The sequence below is a fragment of the Agrobacterium tumefaciens genome, from assembly GCF_005221385.1.
GTDB classification, from domain to species: Bacteria; Pseudomonadota; Alphaproteobacteria; order Rhizobiales; family Rhizobiaceae; genus Agrobacterium; species Agrobacterium tomkonis.
The window spans coordinates 332032-351835 of sequence record NZ_CP039903.1 but is presented as its reverse complement, the minus strand read 5'-3'; the positions used below and the strand labels follow the sequence as shown (position 1 = coordinate 351835).

Sequence of the window (19804 nt, the reverse complement as noted above, 5' to 3'; positions counted from 1 at the left end):
TCACCACCGTCGATGGGCGGGATTTCCGCCTCATCAAGCTTATAAGTGCGACATTTAGTTGTCTTTTTTCATATATTTCGCGATTACGATGAAGGAATACATAATATTTTTGATTTTCTCACTGAGTGGTTGTTGTAGGCGGAAGAAAATAAACTATAAGTCACCCCCCATAAGGGTGCCGCGACTGGACGCAAGCATTGAAGGGGTTTCAATGCCTGGCAAATACGTCCGACTGCGGATGGCGGTGAAAATTCGACCTGGCGGCGAAGCTTGAAAGAGCGGCGCTGGCACGATCTTCATGCGGGGGCGCGATTTGTTCGAAATATCAAGACGCAACGATGCTCTGCCTATGGCTGCATCAACCATGCCCGATCCGCGAACCCTGTCGCATTTCTTTATTTCGGAAGAATGGAACAGCGATCTTTCGAGCGGCGTCATTCGGCTTGGCGAACACGCCTCTTTCATGCACGGCCTGCCGCCAGGTGAATGCGGGCTGCTCAGCCTGATCCGCTGCTATGATCGCGGCGACCATGCCCGTGTGCTGGAACTCTTCGAACAGGCCTCCACCGCAGCCTCGCGTTTCTGTTTTTCGACCGGCGTCTCCATCTTGCCGGCAATGCGGCAACCGGTCATCTGCATGGGTGAATCCTCCGGTTTCGACGAGGGCCAGCAGGGTCATATTTCCGGGCTGTTTCTGTTTCCGCGTTTCGAAGATATTCGCTTCGCCGCCTAAGCATCAACGTCAATCGAACGAGCTTCGTTCACAAAATGAAGACAATTTGTCTCCTATTGTTCATCTTTATTGGCGGATGAATTTCGGCCATTGATATTTCCAGACATTGCCTTGCAGCTAACCGGCGAAACGCCGATCATCTACCGGAGATATCCATGTCCAGCAGCCAGAACGTTCTCGTTCTCATCGCCCGCATTCTGCTTTCCTTCATCTTCATCTCGTCAGGCTTCGGCAAGCTCGTCGATCCGGCCGGCACGGCTGGCATGATCACGGGCGCCGGCCTGCCCGCCGCAACCGCGCTTGCCTATCTCGCAGGCCTGTTCGAACTCGTTGCCGGTCTTGCCATTCTCGCTGGTTTCCAGACCAAAATCGCTGCCTGGGCGCTTGCCGTCTTCTGCGTCTTCACCGGTCTGGTGTTCCACAGCGGCACCGTTGCCGTTCCCGGCTGGCCTGAGCCGGCTCTTGGCTGGATCAACACGCTGAACGGCATCATGATGGTGAAGAACATCACCCTTGCCGGCGCATACATCCTGCTTGCCGCCTTCGGCCCCGGCGCCTATTCCGTCGACGCCAGGCGCGGCACGGCTGTGGCCCACGCATAAGCCAAATAGGCCCACCAGAAAAAAAGCCGCCGGATCGCTCCGGCGGCTTTTTTGTTTTACGTGATCAGACCGCAGCCCTTATGCGCGAGGCGATTTCCTGAACCGCCGCATCGCCCTCATGTTCCGGCTTGCGGGCACGCACAAAGCAGGCTTCCGAGCGAACAATGATGCCGTCGGAGAGGATTTTCAGGTGGTTGGCCTTCAGCGTCGAGCCGGTCGAGGTGATATCGACGATGATATCCGCCTGCCCCGCCGCCGGCGCACCCTCGGTCGCGCCAAGGCTTTCGACGATGCGATAAAGCTGGATGCCGTGCTGGCGCGAAAAGAACTGCTGTGTCAGCCGCCAGTATTTGGTGGCGATGGCGAGCCTGCGGCCATGACGGGCGCGGAACTCCGAGGCAACGTCGCCGAGATCGGCCATACTGTCCACATCCAGCCAGATTTCCGGCACGGCGACGACGACATCCGCATGGCCGAAACCGAGCCGGGCGCAGAATTCCACCTGCGCATCGGCATTGGTCAGTCCCTCGCGCACGAGGTCCTCACCCGTCACGCCGAAATCCACCGTGCCGGCGCCGATCTCGCGGGCGATCTCGGAGGCCGACAGATAGGCGATCTCGATATCGTCGCGCCCTTCGATGCGGCCGCGATAGGAACGGTCATTGCCGACGGCCGCGACTTTCAGCCCGGCGCGTTCCAGAACAGCGGAGGCGTCTTCCTTCATCCGGCCCTTGGAGGGCAATGCGATGGTGATCATGGCTTGTCGCTCCCGCGCACCGTTTCGATGCGATCCAGCCAGAGCGAGAAGCCCACGGCCGGGATTTTTTCCTGTGCGCCGAGCAGGGTCAGCAACCGGTCGAAACGGCCACCACCGGCGAGAACGCTGTCTCCGCCCGCTTCCACCACCTCGAAGACAAGGCCGGTATAATAATCGAGCGGACGACCGAAGGCCGCGCCATAGGTGACGGTTTCGAGATCGACACCGGCATTGGCAAGCGCTGCGACGCGTTTGTCGAAAGCGGAAAGCGCGCCATCCAGTTTCAGCTTCGCCTTTACGGCAAAATCGGCCAGAACCTGCGAGGCCTGTGGCAGCGGCGCCTTCAGGGCCAGGAACTGCTTGAGCAGCGCAAAGCTTTCATCCGGCAGGCGCGTGGCGGCAAGCGCCAGTTTTTCGCGCAGGCGGCGGGCGATTTCCTGCGGCGAGCGGCTGGCATTGGTGGAATAGCCGGTTTCCTGCATCACCGTATCGAGATAATCGACCAGCACCGCCTCATCGCCCGTCGCCAGAAGACCGGCGACCCGGGCGTCAAGCCCGGTCATCGGCTTGGGATGCATAAGGCTTTCCAGCAACGCGTCGAGCTGCGCCATATCGCCAAAGGCCTGCACCAGCCGCTTCTGCCAGCCAATCGGCAGGCCGAGGGCGGCAACAACCGCTTCGAACACCTGCTGGTCGCCCAGCGTGACGGCAAGCGAACGGCCGGGCAGCAGGCGCTGCAGAATGCCGGTGGCGTCAATGACAGCGCGGGCATCGGCGGCGGCGATATCGGTATCGCCAAGATCCTCGATGCCGGCCTGATAAAACTCGTTGCCACCTTCGCGGCGCTGGCGGAAGACTTCGCCGAGATAGGAATAACGCTTCGGCGTGCCGGTCGCCGTTTCGATATGGCGCAGGCAGACGGGAATGGTGAATTCGGGGCGCAGGCAGAGGCTTGTCCCCGTTTCGCTTTCCGTCATGAAGATACGGCGGCGCAAATCCTCGCCGGCCATATCCAGAAACGGTTCGGCGGGCTGGATGACCGGCGTGTTCACACGGCTCGTGCGGCGCGCGGCGAATTCTTCCAGTAGCTCTCCGGAAAATTCCGGCATGTCGATCAGGGGCATGGAACATTTCCTGTACAGGCGGCGCTATACCCCCCTCTGCCCTGCCGGGCATCTCCCCCACAAGGGGGGAGATCAGCAAGGCGGATAACCGCCGCTCTATTTTCAAGCATCGAGATGGCCGAAACGTCGCCACAGACCGATCTCCCTCCTTGTGGGGGAGATGCCCGGCAGGGCAGAGGGGGGTAAGCGACGCGCACCACGTTACTTTCCTTGCGCCTGCAGCGTATCTTCGGCGGCGCGGCGAACGTCCTCTGCCTGGTGCTCCAGAATCTCGCGAACCTTCGCCACCAGATCCGCTTCCAGTACGGTGACCTGCGCCACACGCGCCTCGCGCCAGCTGGCATTGTCCTCGATCTCGCCGGAGAGGCGCTTGCCTTCGATCAGATCCTTGATCTGCACCACACCTTCGGCACGCTCATCACCGCCCTGGATGATGGCGATGGGGGAACCGAGGCGGTCGGCATATTTCAACTGGTTGCCGAATTTCTTCCAGTTGCCCTGATACATTTCGGCGCGGATGCCCTCGGCGCGCAACGCCTGCGTGAATGTCTGGTAACGGCCCATGCTTTGCACATCACCGTCCATGACGGTGATGAGAACGGGGGCAAGCGGCTTCATCTGACCGAGCTTGCCGAGGTTCTTCAGTGCCGTCATCAGGCGCGAGACGCCGATGGAGAAGCCGGTGGCCGGAACCGGCTGGCCCATGAAGCGCGAAACGAGGCCATCATAACGCCCGCCGCCACCGACAGAGCCGAATACGACCTTTTCGCCCTTTTCATTGGTGACATCGAAGGTCAGCTCGGCCTCATAGACCGGGCCGGTATAATATTCGAGACCGCGAACAACCGAGGGGTCGATCTTGATACGTGTCGAATCGTAGCCGGCACTGGTGACCAGAGCGCCGATGATGTTCAGCTCATCAACGCCTTCCTCGCCTTTCGAGGTGCCCGCTACCAGTTTGGCGAGATCATCGGCACTTGCCGCATAATCCTTGATGCCGACGAAAAACAGCACCTTTTCAATCTGCTCCTCGCCAAGACCAGCGCCCTTGGTGAAATCACCGGACTCATCCTTGCGGCCGGGGCCGAGCAGCAGCTTCACGCCTTCCGGGCCGAACTTGTCGAGCTTGTCGATGGCGCGCAGCACGTTGAGGCGACGGCCGGCATTCTCCTCGCCGCCGAGACCGATGGCTTCCATGACGCCATCGAGCACCTTGCGATTGTTGACGCGAATGACATAGTCGCCACGCGCAATACCGAGCGCTTCCAGCGTATCGGCCATCATCATGCACATTTCGGCATCCGCCTGCACGCCGGCAGCGCCCACCGTATCGGCATCGAACTGCATGAACTGCCGGAAACGGCCGGGGCCGGGCTTTTCATTGCGGAACACATAACCGGCGCGATAGGTGCGGTATGGCAGCTGGATTTCATTGAAGTTTTCCGCCACATGACGGGCGAGCGGCGCGGTGAGATCGTAGCGCAGGCTCATCCACTGGTCGTCGTCATCCTGAAGCGAAAACACGCCTTCGTTCGGACGGTCGCTGTCCGGCAGGAACTTGCCGAGCGCATCGGTATATTCGAACTGCGGCGTTTCGATCGGATCGAAACCGTAAAGCTCGTATACCTTGCGGATCTTGTCGATCATCTCGTTGGTGGCATGGATATCGGCAGCCGAGCGGTCCACGAAGCCACGCGGCAGGCGGGCTTTCAGTTTCTGAGGCTTTTTTGCTTTTTCGCTCATGATGCCGATCCGATATTTTCCTGAAATTATGCCGGTGTATTAGAGGATGAAGCCCTGTGCGGCAAGCCGCAAAGGCTCCGGTTTTACTGGCAGCACGGGGCAAGCGGTGCTATATGGGATGCATGTATCCCATTTTAGTCGGAAAGGACGCAAGCCATGAGCAAACAGACGGCCATTCGACTGCCGGATGAGACCTATGAGCGGCTGAAAGCGCTTTCCGAGCGCACCGGCCGCACCTCCGCCTATTATATCCGCGAGGCGATCGAGAAGCATATCGAGGATATGGAAGATCTCTATCTTGCCGAAGAGGCGACGCGGCGGCGGATCGCAAACAATGAGCGCACCTATACTCTGGAAGAAGTGATGCGCAATCTTGACCTGGAAAATTGAGTTTCAGCACCGCGCCGTCAAGCAGCTTGCAAAGCTGTCCAAGCAAGATGCGAACCGCATCGTTTCGTTTCTCGCAGATCGAGTGGTCCAAGACGAAAATCCTCGCAGGACCGGCACCGCCCTGCAAGGCTCGGAACTCGGAAGTTTCTGGCGCTACCGGGTGGGCGACTACCGCATTATCTGCGATATACAGGACCACAAGCTGGTCGTGCTGGTGGTCGAAATCGGCCATCGCCGTGAAATCTACCGTTAGGCATTCATGATCCTCGAAGCCCTGCAATATGCCGCCACCCGCACGGTGACGCCGAAAGAATTCCGCCCGCATATCCGCTATTCCGTCAACCTGTGGGCACGCGCCAACCGCTGCGCCAAGGCATGGGCGGAGCATGAAAACAACAGCCGGCAATTCGTGCTGCAATCGGCCAGAAAGCTGAAGCAGCGGCGGACGGCAGTGGTGCTGGGATCGGGCCTGTTGCGCGATGTGCCCTATGATGCGCTGGTGGCTATGTTCGATACCGTCGTTCTGGTTGATCTGGTGCATCTTGCCAGCCTGCAGGCGAAGCTGCGCCTCAATGCCAAAAAGAATGTCCGCATCGCCAACCGCGATCTTTCCGGCTTTGACGAAATCCTTGCCGGGAAAGAAGCAGAACCGCTCGATTTCCTGCGGCGGGTGCCCTATCTCGATCTCGTCGTTTCGGCCAATCTCCTGTCGCAGATCGGTACCGGCGCGTACCACCGCCTGGAGCGGGAGAAGATCACGAATGCGCCGGACGATCTGCTGCCGAAACTCATTCAGACGCATGTCGATGCGCTGGCCGGGCTTCCCTGCAAAGCCAGTCTGGTAACGGACACGTCCTTCGATGTCATCGGCAAGGATGGCAGCTTGCAGCAGCACGAGAATTTACTGCACGGCATCCAGATTTCCTCGCCCACCGCCGCGTGGGAATGGCCGCTTGCCCCCCTTGGAGAGGAAAGCAGGGATTATCGTATCGTACATCACGTCATCGCGCGTGAACTGACCTGAGCGTCATGCTTATTCCACAATTTTCGCGGTAAATTCGCGTCATGCGCCTGATGATCCGCACTTTGATGTTCCTTGCCTGCCTGCTTTACGGTGCAATGCCGGCGCAGATGGCGATGAGCATGCCGATGGACGCGGGCATGGCTGTTTCGCCGCAATCCGCGATGAGCCATGAAAATGGCCATTCAAACCATGCCGGAGATCGGGACACCGGTGCCGAGACCCATTTGCGAGATACAGCCAAAGCCCATAAATCGGGCATGGGCGATTGCTGCCCACATGGCGATGACGCCGCGCATCCCGGATCCTGCGCTGCCTGCCTGATCGTGGTTCCCCAAACGATCTTCGCCGATGCCGGCCGGATGATCTTCGCCTACCCCAAGCCGCAGCGTGGCATTCTCTTCAACGGCAAGGCTTTCGCCCCGCCGCTGCCGCCTCCCCGCGCCTGACGCCAGATTTTTCCAATCAATCCATCGAAAAATCCGTCAGACACAGGAAGGATAATCCATGTCTATCAAGACCATCACACTCGCCGCCGCTTTTGCAACCGCTTTCGCCATGCCCCTTTTCGCCCAGGAAGCGGGCGGCCATGCCGGGCACACCATGTCCAAGGGTGCCGCAAGCGAAACCGATTCCACCAAGGCTTTCATGGAAGCCAGCAAGAAGATGCATGGCGATATGGCCATCGATTATAGCGGCGATGCCGATGTCGATTTCGTGCGCGGTATGATCCCGCATCATAAGGGCGCGATCGATATGGCCAAGGTCCAGCTCCAATATGGCAAGGACCCGGAAATCCGCAAGCTGGCCGAAGAGGTCATCAAGGCGCAGGAAGGCGAAATCGCCATGATGGAGGCCTGGCTGAAATCCAAGGGCAAGTGATTGCTTTTGTGGAAGGGGAGCGCCGGCTGCGGCGCTCTTCCGGCGACTTTGCGGCATGTTTCTTCTCCCCGCCGGGGAGAAGGTGGTCCGAAGGGTCGGATGAGGGGCAACGTTGCCGGATTTCGGGAAGCTCGCCCCCTCATCCCGCTGCCGCGACCTTCTCCCCGGCGGGGAGAAGAAGCAAGCGGAAGCCTATCGCTTCATCGGCGACGCTATGGCGCAAGGGTGACACAATGTCGGATGCCTGGACTTGTCTGGCGCCTCACCAGCGCCAAACATCTACACCCCCGCAAGACCGGCCTTGTAGTCCTCCGATGCCGCACGGCTAAGGCGTTCCAGCTCCATGGCCGCCCGGCTGGTGTGGCGTTCCTTGTGGCGCAAAAGGGCGAAGTTGCGGGCGGGCAGATCAATGCCGGCGCGGACGAGCAACCCTTGCCGCAGAAAGAGGGACGCCACCGAGGCTGAAACTGCCGTCGCAGCGCCGCCGGAGCGTGCCGCCATCACCACCGCCTCGTTGGACGGCAGTTCCAGCATGACGGAAAGCTCGCCGGGATCCACTCCCATCTGCCGCACCGCCGCCTCGAAGGCGGAACGGGTGCCGGAGCCCTGCTCGCGCAGGACCCATGAGGTGCCATAGAGCATATCGAGCGCGGTGAGATAACGGCCATCGGCGAATGGGTGGGCCGAACCGGTGACGACCAGCAGCTTGTCCGACACGACGGGCTGCACCATCAATGCCGGCTCATCGATCCTGCCTTCGATGAAACCGACCTCCGCCAGACCGTCCAGCACTGCCTGCGTGACAGTCTTGGTATTGCCGATATCGAGCCGGACGGTCACGCCGGGATAAAGCTTCTTGAATTGCATCAGGATCGGCGGCAGCCAGTAGCTTGCAATGGTCTGGCTGGCGCAGACGGTGATTTCGCCGCGCGTCAGCCCACCCATTTCAGAAAGAATCAATTCGGCATTGCGCACACGCGCCAAGGTCGCCTTTGCTTCGCCCAGAAATACCCGGCCGCTTTCGGTCAGCTCGATGTTGCGGCCGACACGATGGAACAGCTCGACATTATAAAAGGCCTCGAGATTCTTGATGGCAGAGCTGACGGCGGAAGCTGTCAGACCGATGGCTTCGGCGGCCCTCGTCAGATGCTCCCGTTCGGCGACGGCGATGAAGATGCGGAGTTGTTCAAAGGTCATGATGCTTCATTCGATTTTATCGAATAATATATGCCATATTATTTGATAGAATAAAACAGGCGGCTACGGCATTGTCTGACCATGGCACAGCATCGCACCCTCACCTATCCCTTTCAGTTTTCCCTTCGCTGGCTCACCCCGCTTCTGCCGGGCATCCTGCTCTGCGCCGCCGTCAGCTGCGCCGCCATTCTGGCCGAGCGCTTTCAGGTGCGGCTTGCCGGCCATGCATGGCTTGGTGATCTCGTGCTTGCCATTCTGATCGGCACGATCCTACGGTCGCTGGTGTCGCTGCCGGCTGTCGCTTCGGCCGGCATCAAATTCAGCGCCAAGACCCTGCTCGAAATCGCCGTGGCGCTTCTCGGTGCGTCCCTCAGCCTTGCCATTCTCAAGGGCGCCGGCGGGCTGCTGATCGGCGGCATCGCGCTGATCGTCGCATTGTCGCTAATCGTCAGCTATGCCGCCGGGCGGATGCTGGGGCTGCCGCCCAAGCTTGCAACGCTGATTGCCTGCGGCAATTCCATCTGCGGCAACTCCGCCATTGCGGCCGCTGCGCCCGCCATTGGCGCCAAGCCGGAAGATGTTGCCGCCTCGATTGCCTTCACCGCGGTTCTCGGCGTCGCCGCCGTGCTTTTGATGCCGTTCCTGCCGCAGCTCCTCGGCCTCGACGCCACCCAATATGGCATCTTCGCTGGTCTCACTGTCTATGCCGTGCCGCAGGTTCTGGCCGCCACCGCGCCGCTTGGAGCCGTGGCCGTGCAGACCGGCACCATCGTCAAGCTCATCCGTGTGCTGATGCTGGGGCCTGTGATCGCCACGCTTTCCGTCATCCATGGCCAGTCCGGCAAGGGACGTCTGAAGTTGCAGCAGATGGTTCCGTGGTTCATCATCGGCTTTGTGCTGATGATCATGGCCCGCTCATTCGGCCTCATCCCCGAAGTTCTGCTTTCCCCCGTCGCCTCGCTGTCCAATATCCTCACCATCATGTCGATGGCGGCGCTGGGGCTTTCGGTCGATATCCGCAGCCTTCGCCATGCCGGTGGCAAGGTCATTCTCGCCGCCAGCCTGTCGCTGGTGCTGCTGGGTGTTCTGAGTTTCGGCCTGATCGTGCTGACACAGGCGGCCTGAGGGCGCGCCGTTATGTCCCGGTGCTGACCGTCAACGTGTAATGCGCGCCGAGGCCACGGCGCGGCGACCCCAGAATGAGTGTCGGGCGGATCAGCCATTCGGTATCCGCCTTCGGCGTCAGCGTCGCGACCTTGCCGCCGGAATCGCTGAAGAAGATCGCGTCCTCATCCGGCGTCGAAAAATCAAAGACCGCCATCAGGACGAATTCACTGGAGGCGGCAAGTTCGATCTTCACCGTCTGCCCGGCCTTTACTTTCAGGCGGTAGACATCACCACGCCCGCGCCGGGTCCAGCCATCCAGCTTCAGCGGTCCGGCAGGCGGCAGGGCCACTTGCTTCAGCGTTTCGCCGTCATCGAGCCAGATACCGTCAACATTGCGGCTTTCCGCGAATGACGGATGCGGCACGGCGGCCACAGTCATGGTGAAAGCCAGAAGAAGGGAAGTTGCCTTCATGGACGTATGAACTCCCGCCGCATGACCTCGATCGGCTGGCGGCAATGGCAGCCTTCGATATGGTCATTGACCATACCCATGGCCTGCATGAATGCATAGACGGTCGTCGGGCCGACGAAACTCCAGCCCCGCTTCTTCAGATCCTTCGAAAGACGGATGGAGGCGGCGCTGGTGGGGTTGGCCCTTAACGTCGCATAGTCCAGCCTTTGCGGCCTTTCTGCGGCGGCGGGTTCGAAACCCCAGAAATATCGGGCGAGCGAGCCGAATTCGTCTCGCAGTTCCAAAGCACGGCGGGCATTGTTGATGGTCGAAACGATCTTGCCGCGATGACGGATGATGCCCTTGTCCACAACGCAGCGCTCAATATCGGCATCGCCGAACTCAGCCACCTTTTCGAATTCGAAATTGGCGAAGGCAAGCCGGAAAGCTTCGCGCTTGCGCAGAACCGTCAGCCAGGAAAGGCCGGACTGGAACCCTTCCAGGCAGATCTTCTCGAACAGCCGGCGATCGTCGGTGACGGGATAACCCCATTCCTCATCGTGATAACGGCTGTAATCCTCCAGCCCCTGCTGCCAGAAACACCGCACACGGCCATCCGCACCGGTTTCAAGTCCCGCTTCGCTCATTCCGCAACAACCCTTTTCCGCTCCCGCGCGTAACCGGTGGAACCTGCGCACTTACCACTTATTCACCACGTTTCAAAACCGGGCACTAACCTTAAATCCAGCTTTCCCTAATCAAGGGCTTTTTAATGAACAGCCATTTACGATTCGCTGGCGTCGAGGTGCGAACGTGTCCGGCAATGCGGGACAATATTCCCCGCCATTTCCATTGTTGCGGCATACCGCAGAGAGAGTCCACCCGATGACGATGAAGTCCGTTTTTCTGGCGCTGAGCCTCGTTTCCACCCTCACTGTCCCGGCCGCCATGGCCAATGAGCGTTACCGCGAGCGCCCGCCGATCGTCGTCAGCCCGGACCTTTCCGCCCCATGGGTCACGCAGCTGGGTGGCCGTGGCAATGTGCGCCCGGTGGTTTATCCGCGCGCGCCTGCCGCACGCCAGCCATTCTTCCAGCAGCGTCAGGCCGCCATGCCGCAGCGCCCCAGCTCCGGCGTCACATCACAGCGCCCGGCACGGGTGCAGAATGCCGCCGTGCGACCCAACGCGCCGGTGCGCACGCAGATCGCGCCGCAATTCCTGCCGCAGATCGTCACCTATCAGACCAATGAAAAACCCGGCACCATCGTCATCGATACGCCGAACCGCTTTCTCTATCTCGTGCTCGCCGATGGCAAGGCACGGCGTTATGGCGTTGGCGTCGGCAAACCCGGCTTCGAATGGGCCGGGACACACAAGGTGACCCGCAAGGCCGAATGGCCGAGCTGGACCCCGCCGAAGGAAATGATCAGCCGCGAGGCGGCGAAGGGACATTACCTGCCGGCCTTCATGGAAGGCGGGCCGGCCAACCCGATGGGCGCGCGCGCCATGTATCTCGGTTCCACGCTTTACCGCATCCACGGCACCAACCAGCCATGGACGATCGGCAGCAACAATTCCTCCGGCTGCATCCGCATGCGCAACGAGGATGTCACCGATCTTTATGAGCGCGTAAACGTCGGAACGCGGGTCATTGTGATATGACGGCAACGGTTGCGCCATTCCGGCCGCTGCAGGGCCGGCGTGGCGGCGTATCCGCTTGAATTGCCGCCTTTCAGCGGTACACTCCAGGCCAATTCAATCGAACGAAGCATTCCACGAGACTTGGCGGGGGACGCCAGGCGCCGGACCTCTCTCAGGGGGATGACGGAACGGCCTTAAAACGGGTGGTCAACTGACCGCCCGTTTTTCGTTTCTGTCATTCAAATGTTATCAAAAAACGGTTTGGTGGATTTCTGATATCAACCTGGATTCTCTCCATGCCGCGCCATGCTTCTTTTGTCTGCGCCCTGCTCCTCAGCGGCGTTTCCTTCTCTGCCGCGATTGCAGGTGAATTTGAAATTTCCGGTTATGGCGGCTGGCAAAGCGCCCCGCATAGCGATGTGACGGTTTCCGACGGACCGGACTTCCGGGCCGGATGGGAAGGCAAATCATTTTCCAGCCCTCCCTATTGGGGCGTGCGCGGCACCTACTGGTTCGAAGAGGGCCGGCTCAACAATTTTGGTATCTCGCTCGATTTCACCCATGACAAGGTCTATGCCGACGACCAGACGCTTGCACGCTCCGGCTGGTCGCATTTCGAATTCACCGACGGCCTGAACCTTCTGACGCTGAACGCGCTCTACCGCTTTCCGCTCGAATCCCTGCCGATCACCCCTTATGTGGGCGCCGGCGTCGGCATCAACGTGCCGCATGTGGAGGTGAACCGTCCGTCGGGGAAAACCTTCGAATACCAGTTCGGCGGCGCCACCCTGCAGGCACAGGCCGGCCTCAGCTACCGCATCACGGACAACTGGTCGACCTTCGTGGAATATAAGGGCACCTATTCCTTTATCGACGTGGATATCGACAATGGCGCCTCGTTAAAGACCGATATCATCACCAATGCGGTGAATTTCGGCGTGGCGTATAAGTTCTAAAACATGTGGTGCAAAGCCTGCCGGTTGGAAGACGCTCTCTTTTTCCGTCATTTTGGCCGTGACGTTAAATAGGAACGCTAACCGAGCCAATCGCACTGACGTCATCCTCGGGCTTGTCCCGAGGATCTGCCAACGTGTTGATTTTATTCGACGTGTTTAGATCCTCGGGACAAGCCCGAGGATGACGCAGAGAGGTCTATGCCCGTCACCACCGACTTTCCGACGGCGGACGCGTGCATGAAAATCTGAACCGGACAATAGTGGTCATGGCCGCCGTGACGGAGAGACGCGAGCGGGAGAGCTGTCTCGTGTCGTGCGAAATCGGAATACCTCCAGACTCTAGATTCGTTTATCTTTTCGGGAAAACCGGGTTCCACTTTTCCCTGGCAGACTCTAAACCGAGAGCCGCGCCGGTTTCGGCCCACCATAGGCCCAGTCCAAGAGCTCCACCGTGTGCAGGATCGGCATATCAGTGCCGGTTCCGATCTGCGTGATGCAGCCAATATTGCCGGTGGCGATGACATCCGCCCTTGTGGCTTCGATATTCTTGACCTTGCGCGCCTTGAGCTTGGCGGAAATTTCCGGCTGCAGAATATTGTAGGTTCCGGCTGAGCCGCAGCAGAGGTGCCCTTCCGCCGGATCGCGCACGGTAAAACCCGCCGCCTTCAGCAGCTGTTTCGGGGCGAGCGTGATTTTCTGGCCGTGCTGCATGGAGCAGGCGGAATGATAAGCGACCGTCAGGCCCTGGTTTGGCTTTTGCGGCAGATCGAGGGTGGCGAGATATTCGGTGATATCCTTTGCAAACGCCGAGACCCGCGCGGCTTTTTCCGCATAGGCCGGATCAAGCCGCAGCATATGACCATAATCCTTGATGGTGGTGCCGCAGCCGGAAGCGGTGATGATGATGGCGTCGAGGCCGTCATTCTCCATCTCCCGTGTCCAGACATCGACATTGCGGCGTGCCGAGGCGAGCGCCTCTTCCTCCCGACCCATGTGATGCACCAGAGAACCGCAGCAGCCCTCCCCCTTCGGCACCACGACCTCGATGCCGAGCCGCGCAAGCAGGCGCAGCGTCGCCTCGTTGATACCAGGGTCGAGCACTGGCTGGGCGCAGCCGGTGAGAATGGCGACACGCCCGCGTTTTTCGCCTTCGGCCGGCCGGTCACCCGGACGGGCGGAAGCGGAGGCTGCAGGCACGGCGGCGGGTGCAAGAGCGAGCATGGATTGCAGCGGTTTCAGCGCCGGAACCCTGGCAAGCAGGCCGGAGAAGGGCCGCGCCAGCCGTGCCAGATGCAGGGCCAGCCGAAAACCCGTGGGATGGGGCAGGACGGCAACCAGAAGATTGCGGAACAGCCGATCCATGAAGGGGCGTTTATAGGTCTGTTCGATATGGGCGCGGGCATGATCGACCAGATGCATGTAATCCACGCCGGAGGGACAGGTGGTGGTGCAGGCAAGGCAGGAGAGACAGCGATCGATATGGGTGACGACCTCACGGTCAGCCGGGCGACTGTTTTCCAGCATGTCCTTGATGAGGTAGATGCGGCCACGCGGGCTGTCCAGCTCGTTGCCGAGCGTGACATAGGTGGGACAGGTGGCGGTGCAGAAACCGCAATGCACACATTTGCGCAGGATTTTTTCGGATTCCGCCACATGCGGATCGGCCAGCTGCTCGGGCGTGAAGGATGTTTGCATGGTTCAGACGGCCCTTTCCATCGCTGCGGCCATCTTGCCGGGATTGAAGATGCCCGCCGGATCGAGCTTCTCCCTGATACGTGCAGAAAGCAGCGCTTCCGCCGCCGAGCGCGGTTCGAAGGCAGCGACAGTGGCGCGCGCCGCATCACTTGCCCTCACCAAAGTTGCGTGGCCGCCGCCGAGTGCCCGGATCGCGCCGCGCAGCAAATCCGCCTCGGGGTCGGCCTCCATCTGCATCCAGACAAGGCCGCCCTGCCAGTCGTAAAAGGCATCAATGCCTGCTTCCATGCGCAGCGCCGCGACAAGCCGGTGGCCCGCGGCGGGCGCGACGGAAACTTTCCAGAGCGGCTTGGTATTCTGCCCGGCATAGGGCGCGACATCACGCACCTGTCGCCATAGAAGGCCGCTCTCTTCTTTCTCCAGCAGCGCCCATGGCCCGACCCGGTCCATTACCGACAGAAGCTTGCGGACGCGCGCTTCCACCGATGCGGCAAGCCCTTCCAGCCGCAGGATCGTCGCTGGGCCTTCCGGCAGGCTACCTTCGATAAAGCGCGAGCGAACGCTTTCCGGCAGATGCGCCGCGCCGGATACTTCGACGCTCATCGCCATCGCCGCCGCCATGATGCGTGTCGCCGCCTCGTCATCCAGACCGGACACGACCACTGTTTTTTCAGCCGGCGGTTTCGGCAGCACGCGGAATGTGACTTCGGTGAGGAAACCAAGCGTGCCGAAGGAGCCGGCGAGGAATTTCGACAGATCGAGACCGGTGACATTCTTCATCACCCGGCCGCCAGCCTTGATGATCTCGCCATTGCCGTTGACGAAGCGGATGCCGAGCAGGCTATCGCGCGCCGCGCCCGCTACATACCGCCGCGGCCCGGAAACATTGGCGGCAAAGACGCCACCGATGGTCGGCTCGCCTTTGGTACCCATGATCGGGCGATGGTCCATCGGCTCGAAGGCCATCATCTGGCGGTTTTCAGCAAGGGCGGCTTCGACGGTGGCGAGCGGGGTGCCGGCCTTTACGGTCATGACCATTTCGGCGGGAACGTAAGAGACGATACCGTTCATCGCACGGGAAGAGAGCGTGGAGTCTGCCGCCGCCACGTTGCCGAAACCGGAGCGGGTGTTGCCGCCGATGATTTTCAGCGCGGCTTTTCGGGTTGCGTGGTCGCGGATGATATCGGCGGCCTGAGTTTCTGCGTATGGGGTCAGCATGGGGCGGCGAACTCCGGGCATGGGATAGCGACGTTTGCGCAGGAGAGGTTGCGCTCCGATCGAGAGATACCCCCCTCTGCCCTGCCGGGCATCTCCCCCTCAAGGGGGGAGATCGGCAAGAGGCTGGCACATCGTTTCAATTGCACCGTTCGAGAACTGAGTGGGAAATCGCCGCGAGTCGATCTCCCCCCTTGAGGGGGAGATGCCCGGCAGGGCAGAGGGGGGTAAGCCACACCCATCATCGTCACAAAATCCACACCCATCATCCCCTCCCCTCCAACGGAAATACCTTCGACGGGTTCATCAACCACCCCTCATCAAAAGCCGCTCTCACCGCCATCTGCTGGGCAAGATCGGCCTCGCCATACTGGTGGCGCATCAAATCGCGTTTTTCGATGCCGACACCGTGCTCGCCGGTTAAACAGCCGCCGGCATCGACGCAGAGCTTCAGGATTTCATTGCCCGCCTCTTCGGCGCGGGCCGCGTCATCAGGGTCGTTGGCGTTGAACAGGATGAGCGGGTGCATGTTGCCATCGCCGGCATGGAAGACATTGGCGACGCGCAGGCCCAGCCGGTCGGTAATCTCGCTCGTCTTTTTCAGCACGTAAGAAAGCTGCGAAAGCGGCACCGTGCCATCCATACAGATATAATCCGCAATACGGCCCGTGGCGCCGAAGGCGGATTTGCGGCCTTTCCAGATCGCCGCCGCCTCCATGGCCGACTGGCATTCCTTCACGGTCTTCACGCCATGTTTTTTGGCGATGGTGACGATATCAGCCAGCATGGCGTCCATTTCCGCCTCCGAGCCTTCGACCTCGACAATCAAAAGCGCGCCGACATCCAGCGGATATCCCGCCTTGGCGAAGGCCTCGCAGATCTCGATGGCCGGCTTGTCCATGAATTCGATGGCAACAGGGATAATGCCGGCCCCGATGATATCGGCGACGCAGGAGCCAGCCTCCTCGGATGTCTCGAAGCCGAACAGCACCGGTCGCGCGCCTTCCGGCTTGGCGATCAACCGCACCGTCGCTTCGGTGACGATGCCGAGCTGGCCTTCCGAGCCGCAGACGAGAGCGAGCAGATCATAACCGGCGGCGTCGAGGTGCTTGCCGCCCAGTTCGAGCACCGTGCCATCCACCAGCACCATTTTCACGCCGAGCAGATTATTGGTGGTTACGCCATATTTCAGGCAATGCGCGCCGCCGGAATTCATGCCGATATTGCCGCCGATGGTGCAGGCAAGCTGCGAGCTTGGGTCCGGCGCATAAAAGAAGCCTTCCGCACCGGCCGCATCCGAGATGGAGAGATTGGTGACGCCCGCCTGCACCCGTGCGGTGCGATTGTAAAAATCGAGTTCGAGGATCGAGGCCATTTTCGAAAGGCCGATCACCACCGCATCCTCCTGCGGGATCGCGCCACCAGACAGCGAGGTGCCGGCGCCGCGCGGTACGACCGGAATGCCGTAGCGATGACAATATTTCATCGCTGCTGCCACCTGCTCCGTCGTCTTCGGCAGTGCGACGGCCAGCGGCAGACGGCGATAGGAAACGAATGCATCGGTTTCGAAAGGCACGAGTTCGCGCGGTTCGTGCACAAGACAGTCTTCCGGCAAGATATCCTTCAGATCGGCTATGATGCGGTCACGGCTTGCGACGACCTTCGCACGCGGCTCCAGAAACTTGATCGGCTGCGTCACCGCCCCCTCCTCCATGCATATCCTGCCAACTGGTATTCTTTCTTTACCACTTTGAAACAGCGCAATCAAATGTTATGGATTTTTTCCATTCCGGAAATAATCGAGGGCAACTGTGACAAATCTGGGTGATCTGGAAGTCTTTGCAAGCGTTGTCGCCTCCGGCAGCATGTCGCTGGCCGCCAAGGAGCTTGGTTATTCGCCCGCCGTCATTTCCAAGCGCATCAAGCGGCTGGAAGAAAAGCTCGGCGCGCGGCTTTTCCAGCGCACCACGCGGCAAATTTCGCTGACCGAGGCCGGACAGGGATTTTACGAGCGGGTGCTTGCCGTGCTGGAAGGGCTGGAAGAGGCCGAGGATTTCGTGTCCGGCCGCGCCAACACCGTCAACGGTACGCTGAAGATTTCCGCCCCCACCTCCTTCGGGCGCATGCACATCGCGCCGCATCTCAAGGCTTTCATGGAGCGACACCCGGACCTTTCAGTCAATCTGGTGCTGAGCGACGAATTCATCGATATCATTGAAGGCGGTTACGATCTGGCCATCCGCATTGCCGATCTCAATTCCTCCAGCCTCGTGGCCCGAAGGCTGGCGCCGGTGCGCCGCGTGCTTTGCGCTTCGGCGGAATATGTCGCGGCCCATGGTATGCCTGATACAATCGAGGATCTGAAAAAGCACCGCTGCCTGCCGGCCCATAATAACGATGTCTGGCGGCTGGAAGGACCGGGCGGTGCGATGAGCATCCGCCCGGAAGGCATGCTCATCACCAATTCCAGTGAGGTGATCCGCGAGGCGGTGATATCAGGGCTTGGCATTGCGCTGCGTTCCACCTGGGATATCGGCCATGAATTGCGCGCCGGCAAACTGGTGCAGGTTCTGCCCGGCTACGAGGGGTCGCGCAACGTCACGCTATCAGCGGTTTATCCGAGCCGGCAGTTCCTGCCCGCGAAAGTGCGGCTGTTCATCGATTATCTGGCCGGGCTCTATGGCCCTTCACCCTATTGGGAGCAGGGCTGAGGGGGCCGCCGCCTCCCTCAGCCCTGTGCTTGTCACAGGGATCCAGCCAGCCCAAGTCCTTGGGCTGAAAGGACTCTTTTCGCCGTCCAGACGCGCGTCGGCTGGATTCCTGTGACAAGCACAGGAATGAGGGAAACTTGGCCCTCAGTGCCCGCCCTCTGCATGGGAACGGCGGATGCGGCGCACCACCCACCACACGCCGAGTACGGCGAGCGGAACGGAGAGACCGGTAACGACGGCGGGATCGACCGGCAGAACGTCGTGGCTGATCGCCTTGGTGAGATAACCGATCAACCCGACGACATAATAGGAGATGGCAGCAACCGACAGGCCTTCCACGGTCTGCTGCAGGCGAAGCTGCATGGCGGCGCGTTTGTTCATGGTATTGAGCAGCACCGTATTCTGCCGTTCCAGTTCCACATCGATCCAGCTTCTGACGAGCGCCGTGGCGCGGTAGAGCTTGCGCGAGAGGTTGGCCTGCCGCTCCTCAACCGACTGGCAGGTGCGCATGGCGGGCGCCATGCGCCGCTCCAGAAAGCTGCCCATGGTCTCATGGCCCTGCACCGGGGTTTCCGCAAGCGCCCGGATGCGTTCGCGCACGATGCCGTCATAGGCGCGGCTGGCGCCGAAACGATAGAGGCTGAGCGCGGCATTGGCTTCCAGTTCCGCCGCAAGCCGAGTCATTTCCGCCAGCAGCGCATCGGCCTCGTCGCGCGCGCCGTTTTTCATGCGCTGGGTGATGCCCGTCAGACCATCCTCGATGCGGCGGATTTCCGGCGAGAGCGTCTGCGCCATCGGCAGGCCGAGCATGGCAAGGGTGCGATAGGTCTCGATATCGAGAAGCCGCTGCACCAGCGCGCCGCGGCTGTAATCGCTCAAGCCGCGATCGATTACCAATATCTGCGTCAGCCCGTCGCGATCCTGCCGGAAATCGGTGAGGATCGCCGCCTGCCCGTCGCGCACGTCGCTGTGACAGAGGCTGGTCGGTTCGAAGATCGCCTCCGCCTGAGACGCCACACCATTCTCCGGGCGGATTTCCAGCCGCACGCCCGAGATCAGCGAGCCGGGTGGCGAAAAGCCGTCGCCGAAGGGATCCCCGGCAATCTCGCCGCCGAATTTTTCCGGCGCGGGGCCATCCCAGAACCAGGTCGAGAATTCCGTGTGCCGCTCCCAGCGCAAGGTCCCCTGCCCCCAGGGCATGGCATGGTGGCGGGCGTCGCGTTCCGGCGGCGCAACACCGCGGCCGCGCGACATTTCCGCGATGACCGAGTGATGTACCGCCGAGCCGCCATCCATCATGAAGGCAAGCTGGACGATGATGCGCGACGGGGCGAGAAGCACCGTCGGCCGCGCATGAACCTCCCCGAGCGCCAGCGACCTTTCCGGCGCGCTTGCGAAAGCAAATCTACCCTTGGCCATGCGATACCGTCCCCGCCTGTTTCCGCCGGTTTTCTAAAGCATCAATGGCGATGAAAACACCACAATCGAAGCCGCTGTCATTGTTTTGATCCAACCGGCGGAAAAATCCACCATCGTCACCCTGTCCTGCCGCTGCTTTAACAAAAGCCAGTTTCAAAAG

At 60.7% G+C, this 19804-nt stretch carries 22 protein-coding genes; 11 read left to right on the top strand and 11 right to left on the bottom strand.

The features are described from left to right. Window positions 1-298: 298 nt before the first annotated feature. Both CFBP6623_RS01770 and CFBP6623_RS01765 read left to right on the top strand, forming a co-directional pair. The gene (locus CFBP6623_RS01770; RefSeq protein WP_046800746.1) at window positions 299-733 is read left to right on the top strand and encodes a hypothetical protein; all 435 of its coding nucleotides are present in this window, start codon (window positions 299-301) and stop codon (window positions 731-733) included. A gap of 155 nt (window positions 734-888) precedes the next feature. Further along, window positions 889-1335, top strand: a complete 447-nt coding sequence (locus CFBP6623_RS01765; protein WP_046800685.1) for a DoxX family protein — start codon at window positions 889-891, stop codon at window positions 1333-1335. A gap of 64 nt (window positions 1336-1399) precedes the next feature. Here the strand turns inward: CFBP6623_RS01765 and hisG are convergent, their stop codons facing one another. The 3 genes from hisG to hisS form a co-directional block, all read right to left on the bottom strand. Next, window positions 1400-2092, bottom strand: coding sequence for an ATP phosphoribosyltransferase (gene hisG / locus CFBP6623_RS01760; RefSeq protein ID WP_020812640.1), 693 nt, complete (start codon window positions 2090-2092; stop codon window positions 1400-1402). Further along, entirely contained in the window at window positions 2089-3216 is a 1128-nt protein-coding gene (locus tag CFBP6623_RS01755; protein WP_046800684.1) for an ATP phosphoribosyltransferase regulatory subunit, read from the bottom strand. Before CFBP6623_RS01755 ends, hisG begins: the two co-directional genes overlap by 4 nt. 201 nt (window positions 3217-3417) lie before the next feature. Further along, the gene (gene hisS, locus CFBP6623_RS01745; protein WP_046800683.1) at window positions 3418-4959 is read right to left on the bottom strand and encodes a histidine--tRNA ligase; all 1542 of its coding nucleotides are present in this window, start codon (window positions 4957-4959) and stop codon (window positions 3418-3420) included. Between the two features lie 156 nt (window positions 4960-5115). On the opposite strand from hisS, the gene relB reads away from it, so the two are divergent. From relB to copM, 5 genes are read left to right on the top strand one after another with little or no spacing between them, the layout of a single operon-like run. After that, window positions 5116-5349 carry a type II toxin-antitoxin system RelB family antitoxin gene (gene relB / locus CFBP6623_RS01740; protein WP_004440186.1) on the top strand — a complete coding sequence of 78 codons (234 nt, stop codon included), beginning with the start codon at window positions 5116-5118 and terminating at the stop codon, window positions 5347-5349. Then, window positions 5333-5602, top strand: coding sequence for a type II toxin-antitoxin system RelE family toxin (locus CFBP6623_RS01735; protein WP_046800682.1), 270 nt, complete (start codon window positions 5333-5335; stop codon window positions 5600-5602). Before relB ends, CFBP6623_RS01735 begins: the two co-directional genes overlap by 17 nt. A 6-nt stretch (window positions 5603-5608) precedes the next feature. Beyond that, the gene (locus tag CFBP6623_RS01730; protein ID WP_046800681.1) at window positions 5609-6373 is read left to right on the top strand and encodes a hypothetical protein; all 765 of its coding nucleotides are present in this window, start codon (window positions 5609-5611) and stop codon (window positions 6371-6373) included. A gap of 41 nt (window positions 6374-6414) precedes the next feature. After that, window positions 6415-6819 carry a hypothetical protein gene (locus CFBP6623_RS01725; protein WP_232370421.1) on the top strand — a complete coding sequence of 135 codons (405 nt, stop codon included), beginning with the start codon at window positions 6415-6417 and terminating at the stop codon, window positions 6817-6819. 58 nt (window positions 6820-6877) lie between these two features. Further along, on the top strand, window positions 6878-7252 hold the full coding sequence (copM, locus tag CFBP6623_RS01720) for a CopM family metallochaperone (RefSeq protein WP_046800679.1): 375 nt from the start codon (window positions 6878-6880) through the stop codon (window positions 7250-7252). 279 nt (window positions 7253-7531) lie between these two features. On the opposite strand, the gene CFBP6623_RS01715 is transcribed toward copM, so the two are convergent. Next, window positions 7532-8449 carry a LysR substrate-binding domain-containing protein gene (locus CFBP6623_RS01715; protein ID WP_046800678.1) on the bottom strand — a complete coding sequence of 306 codons (918 nt, stop codon included), beginning with the start codon at window positions 8447-8449 and terminating at the stop codon, window positions 7532-7534. Between the two features lie 81 nt (window positions 8450-8530). Between CFBP6623_RS01715 and CFBP6623_RS01710 the strand changes: the two genes are divergently transcribed. After that, entirely contained in the window at window positions 8531-9574 is a 1044-nt protein-coding gene (locus CFBP6623_RS01710) for a YeiH family protein (RefSeq protein ID WP_046800677.1), read from the top strand. A gap of 10 nt (window positions 9575-9584) precedes the next feature. Here CFBP6623_RS01710 and CFBP6623_RS01705 read toward each other — a convergent pair whose 3' ends face one another. Both CFBP6623_RS01705 and CFBP6623_RS01700 read right to left on the bottom strand, forming a co-directional pair. Continuing rightward, window positions 9585-10028 (bottom strand): hypothetical protein, encoded by a 444-nt coding sequence (locus CFBP6623_RS01705; RefSeq protein ID WP_046800676.1) that lies wholly within the window; start codon window positions 10026-10028, stop codon window positions 9585-9587. Further along, on the bottom strand, window positions 10025-10654 hold the full coding sequence (locus tag CFBP6623_RS01700; RefSeq protein WP_046800675.1) for a DNA-3-methyladenine glycosylase I: 630 nt from the start codon (window positions 10652-10654) through the stop codon (window positions 10025-10027). The genes CFBP6623_RS01705 and CFBP6623_RS01700 overlap by 4 nt, the downstream gene beginning before the upstream one ends. Before the next feature lie 238 nt (window positions 10655-10892). Here CFBP6623_RS01700 and CFBP6623_RS01695 point away from each other — a divergent pair, with 238 nt between their 5' ends. Both CFBP6623_RS01695 and CFBP6623_RS01690 read left to right on the top strand, forming a co-directional pair. Beyond that, the gene (locus tag CFBP6623_RS01695; protein WP_046800674.1) at window positions 10893-11669 is read left to right on the top strand and encodes a L,D-transpeptidase; all 777 of its coding nucleotides are present in this window, start codon (window positions 10893-10895) and stop codon (window positions 11667-11669) included. Between the two features lie 275 nt (window positions 11670-11944). Then, window positions 11945-12604, top strand: coding sequence for an outer membrane beta-barrel protein (locus tag CFBP6623_RS01690; RefSeq protein WP_046800673.1), 660 nt, complete (start codon window positions 11945-11947; stop codon window positions 12602-12604). A gap of 393 nt (window positions 12605-12997) precedes the next feature. Here CFBP6623_RS01690 and glcF read toward each other — a convergent pair whose 3' ends face one another. From glcF to CFBP6623_RS01670, 3 genes are all read right to left on the bottom strand, one after another. Then, window positions 12998-14299 carry a glycolate oxidase subunit GlcF gene (glcF, locus tag CFBP6623_RS01685; protein ID WP_046800672.1) on the bottom strand — a complete coding sequence of 434 codons (1302 nt, stop codon included), beginning with the start codon at window positions 14297-14299 and terminating at the stop codon, window positions 12998-13000. 3 nt (window positions 14300-14302) lie between these two features. After that, on the bottom strand, window positions 14303-15517 hold the full coding sequence (glcE, locus tag CFBP6623_RS01680) for a glycolate oxidase subunit GlcE (protein WP_046800671.1): 1215 nt from the start codon (window positions 15515-15517) through the stop codon (window positions 14303-14305). 262 nt (window positions 15518-15779) lie between these two features. Continuing rightward, window positions 15780-17228 carry an FAD-binding oxidoreductase gene (locus tag CFBP6623_RS01670; RefSeq protein WP_408606470.1) on the bottom strand — a complete coding sequence of 483 codons (1449 nt, stop codon included), beginning with the start codon at window positions 17226-17228 and terminating at the stop codon, window positions 15780-15782. A gap of 97 nt (window positions 17229-17325) precedes the next feature. On the opposite strand from CFBP6623_RS01670, the gene CFBP6623_RS01665 reads away from it, so the two are divergent. Continuing rightward, window positions 17326-18225, top strand: a complete 900-nt coding sequence (locus CFBP6623_RS01665) for a LysR family transcriptional regulator (RefSeq protein ID WP_046800670.1) — start codon at window positions 17326-17328, stop codon at window positions 18223-18225. Between the two features lie 144 nt (window positions 18226-18369). Here the strand turns inward: CFBP6623_RS01665 and CFBP6623_RS01655 are convergent, their stop codons facing one another. Further along, window positions 18370-19644, bottom strand: a complete 1275-nt coding sequence (locus CFBP6623_RS01655) for a DUF3422 family protein (RefSeq protein WP_046800669.1) — start codon at window positions 19642-19644, stop codon at window positions 18370-18372. After that, on the bottom strand, window positions 19631-19801 hold the full coding sequence (locus CFBP6623_RS26660) for a hypothetical protein (RefSeq protein WP_167379163.1): 171 nt from the start codon (window positions 19799-19801) through the stop codon (window positions 19631-19633). The genes CFBP6623_RS01655 and CFBP6623_RS26660 overlap by 14 nt, the downstream gene beginning before the upstream one ends. Window positions 19802-19804: the final 3 nt, after the last annotated feature.

Bases quoted from the DNA above. Each gene is read 5' to 3' on its own strand.
- CFBP6623_RS01770 (WP_046800746.1), top strand. From the start codon at position 299: ATGCGGGGGCGCGATTTGTTCGAAATATCAAGACGCAACGATGCTCTG.
- CFBP6623_RS01765 (WP_046800685.1), top strand. From the start codon at position 889: ATGTCCAGCAGCCAGAACGTTCTCGTTCTCATCGCCCGCATTCTGCTT.
- hisG (WP_020812640.1), bottom strand. From the start codon at position 2,092: ATGATCACCATCGCATTGCCCTCCAAGGGCCGGATGAAGGAAGACGCC.
- CFBP6623_RS01755 (WP_046800684.1), bottom strand. From the start codon at position 3,216: ATGCCCCTGATCGACATGCCGGAATTTTCCGGAGAGCTACTGGAAGAA.
- hisS (WP_046800683.1), bottom strand. From the start codon at position 4,959: ATGAGCGAAAAAGCAAAAAAGCCTCAGAAACTGAAAGCCCGCCTGCCG.
- relB (WP_004440186.1), top strand. From the start codon at position 5,116: ATGAGCAAACAGACGGCCATTCGACTGCCGGATGAGACCTATGAGCGG.
- CFBP6623_RS01730 (WP_046800681.1), top strand. From the start codon at position 5,609: ATGATCCTCGAAGCCCTGCAATATGCCGCCACCCGCACGGTGACGCCG.
- CFBP6623_RS01725 (WP_232370421.1), top strand. From the start codon at position 6,415: ATGCGCCTGATGATCCGCACTTTGATGTTCCTTGCCTGCCTGCTTTAC.
- copM (WP_046800679.1), top strand. From the start codon at position 6,878: ATGTCTATCAAGACCATCACACTCGCCGCCGCTTTTGCAACCGCTTTC.
- CFBP6623_RS01715 (WP_046800678.1), bottom strand. From the start codon at position 8,449: ATGACCTTTGAACAACTCCGCATCTTCATCGCCGTCGCCGAACGGGAG.
- CFBP6623_RS01710 (WP_046800677.1), top strand. From the start codon at position 8,531: ATGGCACAGCATCGCACCCTCACCTATCCCTTTCAGTTTTCCCTTCGC.
- CFBP6623_RS01705 (WP_046800676.1), bottom strand. From the start codon at position 10,028: ATGAAGGCAACTTCCCTTCTTCTGGCTTTCACCATGACTGTGGCCGCC.
- CFBP6623_RS01700 (WP_046800675.1), bottom strand. From the start codon at position 10,654: ATGAGCGAAGCGGGACTTGAAACCGGTGCGGATGGCCGTGTGCGGTGT.
- CFBP6623_RS01695 (WP_046800674.1), top strand. From the start codon at position 10,893: ATGACGATGAAGTCCGTTTTTCTGGCGCTGAGCCTCGTTTCCACCCTC.
- CFBP6623_RS01690 (WP_046800673.1), top strand. From the start codon at position 11,945: ATGCCGCGCCATGCTTCTTTTGTCTGCGCCCTGCTCCTCAGCGGCGTT.
- glcF (WP_046800672.1), bottom strand. From the start codon at position 14,299: ATGCAAACATCCTTCACGCCCGAGCAGCTGGCCGATCCGCATGTGGCG.
- glcE (WP_046800671.1), bottom strand. From the start codon at position 15,517: ATGCTGACCCCATACGCAGAAACTCAGGCCGCCGATATCATCCGCGAC.
- CFBP6623_RS01670 (WP_408606470.1), bottom strand. From the start codon at position 17,228: ATGGAGGAGGGGGCGGTGACGCAGCCGATCAAGTTTCTGGAGCCGCGT.
- CFBP6623_RS01655 (WP_046800669.1), bottom strand. From the start codon at position 19,644: ATGGCCAAGGGTAGATTTGCTTTCGCAAGCGCGCCGGAAAGGTCGCTG.